The 5473-nt window shown below is 76.2% G+C and carries 7 protein-coding genes; 4 read left to right on the top strand and 3 right to left on the bottom strand.

What is annotated here, in order from left to right:
* Nucleotides 1-147: 147 nt before the first annotated feature.
* The 3 genes from ABFY07_RS42385 to ABFY07_RS42375 form a co-directional block, all read right to left on the bottom strand.
* Complete coding sequence (locus ABFY07_RS42385) at nucleotides 148-1092, bottom strand: aminoglycoside phosphotransferase family protein (protein ID WP_346179570.1); 945 nt, start codon at nucleotides 1090-1092, stop codon at nucleotides 148-150.
* A 134-nt stretch (nucleotides 1093-1226) separates the two neighbouring features.
* Nucleotides 1227-1715 carry a ferritin-like domain-containing protein gene (locus tag ABFY07_RS42380; RefSeq protein ID WP_065965257.1) on the bottom strand — a complete coding sequence of 163 codons (489 nt, stop codon included), beginning with the start codon at nucleotides 1713-1715 and terminating at the stop codon, nucleotides 1227-1229.
* A gap of 92 nt (nucleotides 1716-1807) precedes the next feature.
* The gene (locus tag ABFY07_RS42375; protein ID WP_346179569.1) at nucleotides 1808-2491 is read right to left on the bottom strand and encodes a hypothetical protein; all 684 of its coding nucleotides are present in this window, start codon (nucleotides 2489-2491) and stop codon (nucleotides 1808-1810) included.
* Nucleotides 2492-2628: 137 nt separating this feature from the next.
* Between ABFY07_RS42375 and rimP the strand changes: the two genes are divergently transcribed.
* The 4 genes from rimP to ABFY07_RS42355 all read left to right on the top strand — a co-directional run.
* Nucleotides 2629-3153, top strand: a complete 525-nt coding sequence (gene rimP, locus ABFY07_RS42370) for a ribosome maturation factor RimP (protein WP_065965258.1) — start codon at nucleotides 2629-2631, stop codon at nucleotides 3151-3153.
* A 2-nt stretch (nucleotides 3154-3155) separates the two neighbouring features.
* Entirely contained in the window at nucleotides 3156-4148 is a 993-nt protein-coding gene (gene nusA, locus ABFY07_RS42365) for a transcription termination factor NusA (protein WP_346179568.1), read from the top strand.
* Nucleotides 4149-4246: 98 nt separating this feature from the next.
* Nucleotides 4247-4537: a YlxR family protein gene (locus ABFY07_RS42360; RefSeq protein WP_346179567.1), complete on the top strand. Its 291-nt coding sequence runs from the start codon at nucleotides 4247-4249 to the stop codon at nucleotides 4535-4537.
* Between the two features lie 156 nt (nucleotides 4538-4693).
* Nucleotides 4694-5473 (top strand): translation initiation factor IF-2 N-terminal domain-containing protein (locus ABFY07_RS42355; protein ID WP_346179566.1); only part of this gene is annotated, 780 nt, incomplete at its 3' end.

The following is a 5473-nucleotide window of genomic DNA, read 5'->3' as shown; positions in this document are numbered from 1 at the left end:
CCGGACCCGGCGGCGGCCCGAGCGCGCCCCCACGACGGCCCGGCGGGCGGCGCCCCGCCGGGGCCCGCCGAGGGCCGGTCGCCCGCGGCGGCAGGCGCCCGCGGTGCCCGGGTGAGCTGCTCGGGGCGTGGCCGGACCCGGGCCCGCCTACAGCCAGCCCGCGAACTCCAGCAGCAGTTCGCCCCGCCGACGGTCGCCGGTCGCGGCGTGGCGCAGGCCGGTCTCGACGGCACGGAAGAGGGTCCATCCGCGCAGCCGGTCGCGGTCGACCTCCAGGGAATCCGCGAGCTTGGCGATCCGGCGCCGAGCGGCCGCCGCCGGGCCCGAGCCGGCGGCCAGGTCCTCGCAGCGGTCGAGGACCAGCTGGGCCAGGTCGTAGGCGCGCTCGCCGACCAGGGGCGAGGGTCCCACGGCCAGCCAGGGGGCGCGGTCCCCGGCGAGCACCTTGCCCTGCCGGAAGTCGCCGTGCAGCAGCAGCTGCTCGGGCGACTGCCCGGCCAGCTCCGCGCGCCGCTCCAGCGCCTCGTCGACCAGCGGCCGCGCGTCCGCCGCCCAGGGGCCCGCGGCGATCAGCCGGAGGGGCTCGACCCCCTCGCCGGTCCGGGCCCCGACCGTGGTGAACGGGTGCTCCTCCGCGGGCGGCACCCACAGCCTGCGCACCGTGCCCGCCGCCTCCAGCAGCGCCTTGGCCTCCGGCAGCGAGCGCAGCGACACCGCGCCGTGCAGGCGCTCCAGCAGCAGCGCCCCGCCGTCGGGGTCGGCGCGCAGCAGCCGCGCCGCGCCCCAGCCGTTCCAGTGCGCGAGCGCAGCCCCCTCGCGCCGCGCGTCCGCGCCCGGCGCGGGCAGCTTCAGCGTCGCGGGGGTGCCGTCGGCCTGCCGTACGAGCACGATCAGGCTGCTCCGGCCGCCCGGGCTCGGCACCCGCTCCAGCGTCAGCTCCCAGTCCCGCAGCCGCCGGCGGACCAGCTCCGGCAGCTCGGCCAGCCAGGCGCGGGCGGGGCTCTCGGGGTCGGCGCTCAGCGCGTCCAGCAGCCGCTGCGGCAGGGTGAGGGGGGCCGCCTCAGGGCCTCCGGGCTGCGGTGCCGATGCCATCGCCGAGCTGTCCCCTTCGTCCGCGGTCGTCCGTCCGCTTCGTCTGCTGTCGTGGCCGCGCTACGCGCGTCCGTCCGCGCCACCGAGATCCCGGCGGCGCCGGCACGCCATGATCCAACGCGCGCGGCCGACCGTCACAGCTCGCCCGCGGACGCGCTGGCCGACGCCGACGGAGTGGGCGCGGCGGCGCGTTCGGCGAGCCCAGGGAAGGCTACGCCGCTGCCCCGCCACCGCACCGACCGGACCGCCGCCTCGCGCAGCGCGCCGGCCGCCTCGCGGCGCAGGGCGCCCTCGGAGGCCCGGACCAGGTCCGCGTAGACGGCGGCCACCCGGCTCTCCAGCTCCGCCGCCAGCCGCACCGCGGCCGCCGCGTCCGGCACCGCGAAGGGCAGCGTGTAGGCGGGGGCCGCGCCCTCGGGCGTCCCGCCCAGGGCGCGTACCGTGCGGGCGAGCGCGTCGCGCCGGGCCCGGTGCGCGGCGTACCCGTCGCGGGCCTCCTGGAGCCGGTCGTCGCCGATCCGCCCGCCGACCACGCCGTAGCCGTAGACGGCGGCGTGTTCGGCGGCCAGCGCCGCCTGGGTGGCCTTGAGCGTGCCCGGCGCGGGGGCCGTGGAGGCGGTCATGTCAGTCCCCTTCCGCGGCGGCGCGTGCCGCCCATCGGTGGTCGTGGCGCCCCGAGCGAGGGCACCCGGGTGCGTCCGGCGTCATGAGGGCGTCATGAGCCGTGCGCGGTGAGCAGGTACGCGTGCGCGGCCCCGCAGGCCGCGACGGAGGCCAGCAGACGGGCGAGTTCGGGCGGGGCGTCACGGAGCGCGGCGGTGCGGGTGTCGGCGGTGCGGCGCTCGGCGCGGGCGAGCGCCGCCAGGGCCTCCTTCTCGTCCCCCGGCACCTTCGGCGCGGGCGGCTTGCCCGAGGAGGCGGAGGCGGACGGCGCTGACGCCGAGGAGCCCCCAGAGGACGCGTCCCGGTCGGGCGCGCGGAACGCCTCCAGGTGCCGGGCCGTCTCCTCCCGCAGCGGCCGAAGCCGGTCCGCCAGCCCCGGATGCGCGTCGGCGGTCGCGTCGTAGCGCGCCAGGAGCTCGGCGGAGTCACGCGCGCCCCGGGCGAGCAGCCGCTGCTCGCCCGGGCCGCGCCCGGCCGCGTCGGGCTTGGCCGTCGAGCCGTCGGAGCAGCCGCCCAGCAGCGCGACGGCCCCCACCGCGCCCCCGGCCAGCAGGAAACCCCGCCGGCCCGGCGAGGCCGGACCCGGAGAGGACGGGGGCGCGGCGGAGGAGGGCAGTGCCGAGGGCAGGGAGGCAGACAGCGGGGCGCGGGAGGGGCGCGGGGGCGGTGGGGGAGTCGTGATCGGCACGTTCCTCTTTCCGGGCTGTGGCCGCTCCCGGCCGCCGTTGGTGATCACAGCAGGCGAGCGTACCCGCGTACGGGCCCACCGCCGGGCACCAGCCACCGAATCGTCAGCCGCCCGCCGGAACGGATAGGCTTTGACCTGACACGCGACCTTCCCACAACAGCACACGCGGCCGAGGAGTCACCCGGATGAGCACCACCCAGAGCGAGCGGCTGCGCGGGCTGCTGGAACCGCTCGTCAGCGCGCGGGACCTGGATCTGGAAGAGGTCGAGGTGACACCGGCCGGGAAGCGGCGCGTGCTCCGTATCGTGGTGGATTCCGACGACGGCGTGCAGCTGGACGCGTGTGCGGAGCTGAGCCGGGCGATCTCGCAGACGCTCGACGACACCGATGTGATGGGTCAGCACCCGTACGTCCTGGAAGTCACCTCTCCCGGCGCCGACCGGCCCCTGACCGAGCCGCGCCACTACCGCCGGGCCGCCGGCCGCCTGATCAAGGCCCGGCTGGCCGAGGGCGGCGAGCTGGTCGCGCGGATCACCGCGGTGGACGACGAGGGGCTCGACGTGGAGGTGCCGGGCGTGAAGGGGCGCAGACCCACTGCCCGGCGGCTGGCCTTCGACGAGATCTCCAAGGCACGAGTGGAGATCGAGTTCAACCGCAAGCCCGCCGAGAAGGCCGCGGGCGAGAGCGACGAGAGCAAGGAGGAGGCGTAGCCGTGGACATCGACATGAGTGCCCTGCGGGGTCTGGTTCGGGAGAAGGAGATCTCGTTCGACCTGCTGGTCGAGGCGATCGAGTCGGCCCTCCTCATCGCGTACCACCGCACGGAGGGCAGCCGCCGCCGCGCCCGTGTGGAGCTGGACCGGGCCACCGGCCATGTGACGGTGTGGGCCCGGGAGGACGCCGAGGACCTGGCGGAGGGCGAGGAGCCCAGGGAGTTCGACGACACCCCGTCCGGCTTCGGCCGGATCGCCGCGATGACCGCCAAGCAGGTCATCCTGCAGCGGCTGCGGGACGCCGAGGAGGAGATCACCTTCGGCGAGTACGCGGGGCGGGAGGGCGATGTCGTCACCGGCGTCGTCCAGCAGGGCAAGGACCCGAAGAACGTGCTGGTGGACATCGGCCGGCTCGAGGCGATCCTGCCGGTGCAGGAGCAGGTCCCCGGCGAGGACTACGCGCACGGCACCCGCCTGCGCTCGTATGTCGTCCGGGTGGTCAAGGGGGTGCGCGGCCCGTCCGTCACCCTGTCGCGCACCCACCCGAACCTGGTGAAGAAGCTCTTCGCGCTCGAGGTGCCGGAGATCGCGGACGGCTCGGTGGAGATCGCGGCGATCGCCCGCGAGGCCGGCCACCGCACCAAGATCGCCGTCCGGTCCACCCGTTCGGGCCTGAACGCCAAGGGCGCGTGCATCGGCCCGATGGGCGGCCGGGTGCGCAGCGTGATGGCCGAGCTGCACGGCGAGAAGATCGACATCGTGGACTGGTCCGACGACCCGGCGGAGCTGGTGGCCAACGCGCTGTCACCGGCCCGGGTGAGCAAGGTGGAGGTGGTGGACCTGGGGGCGCGCTCGGCGCGCGTCACCGTGCCGGACTACCAGCTCTCCCTCGCGATCGGGAAGGAAGGGCAGAACGCCCGGCTGGCGGCCCGGCTGACCGGCTGGCGCATCGATATCCGCCCCGACACGGAACAGCCCGCCGATCAAGGCTGATTCAAGCCGGGGTCTCCGGAGACTTCGGCCGAAAACATCTGACTGTTCGATCACATCCCCCGAGGGGTGAGGTCGGCTCAGGGAGGTAGACTTAAGCAGTGTCTGGCCGCACGCGTGCTCGCGCCTGCCCTGAGAGAACCTGTGTGGGATGCCGGGAGCGGGCGGCCAAGGACGATCTGCTGCGGATCGTGGCGGCCGAGGGCGTTTGCGTCCCCGACCGGCGCGGTACGCTGCCCGGCCGGGGTGCTTATGTGCACCCCACACGGGTCTGCCTCGAGCTGGCGGTCCGCCGCCGGGCTCTTTCCCGGGCCTTCAGGGGGCCGGGGCCGCTCGACACGACGGCACTGCGCCGCTACGTCGAGCACGCCGATCAGGCATCGGCGACGTAAGAAGTTGGAAGAACGGCACGGGTCACCGTGCGGTCAGGTACCTCGCGAGTCGGAAGTAGGTCGAGATTGCGATGAGCACTCGATGAGTACGCGATGAGTACGCCCATGAAGTAGCGACGGTCCGGCGGACGACCACCCCGGACCAGAAGGAGCGAAGTGGCTAAGGTCCGGGTATACGAACTCGCCAAGGAGTTCGGAGTTGAGAGCAAGGTCGTCATGGCCAAGCTCCAAGAACTTGGCGAATTCGTCCGTTCGGCGTCTTCGACGATCGAAGCGCCGGTTGTTCGCAAGTTGACTGACGCTTTCCAGCAGGGCGGCTCCGGCCGATCCGCGGGGAAGCCCTCGGCGCCGCGCAAGGCGGCGCCCGCCAAGCCGTCCGCGCCCACCCCGGCGTCGGCGGCACGTCCCGCCGCCCCCAAGCCCCCGACGCCCGGCCCCAAGCCGGCCGTGGCGGAGGGTCCCAAGAGCACGCCGTCGGCGCCCGCCCCGGGCCCGCGGCCCACCCCCGGTGCCCCGGGCGCCCGGCCGACCCCCGGCCCCAAGCCGGGTCCGGCCCAGCCCGTGACCCCGGCCCAGCCCGAGTTCACCGCCCCGCCGTCGCCGGCGGCCCCGCGGCCCGCCGGCGCCAAGCCGGGTGGCCCGGCCAAGCCCGGCGGCGCCCCCGGCCCGCGTCCCGGCTCCCGCCCCGGCGGCCCCGGACAGGGCCGTGACCAGGGTCAGGGCGGCCGTCCCGGCGGCGCTCCGCGCCCCGGTGGCGAGCGGGCCCCGCGTCCGGGCGCGCCCCGGCCGGCCGGTCCGCGTCCGGGCAACAACCCCTTCACCTCCGGCGGCTCCACCGGCATGGCGCGCCCGCAGGCGCCCCGTCCGGGCGGTGCCCCGCGCCCCGGCGGCCAGGGCGGCGCCGGTCCGCGCCCGCAGGGCGGCCAGGGCGGTGGC

The sequence above is a fragment of the Streptomyces sparsogenes subsp. cuspidosporus genome (genome assembly GCF_039532705.1).
GTDB classification, from domain to species: Bacteria; Actinomycetota; Actinomycetes; order Streptomycetales; family Streptomycetaceae; genus Streptomyces; species Streptomyces sparsogenes.
The sequence above is the reverse complement of the archived record's forward strand: the minus strand, read 5'-3'. Positions and strand labels throughout refer to the sequence as shown.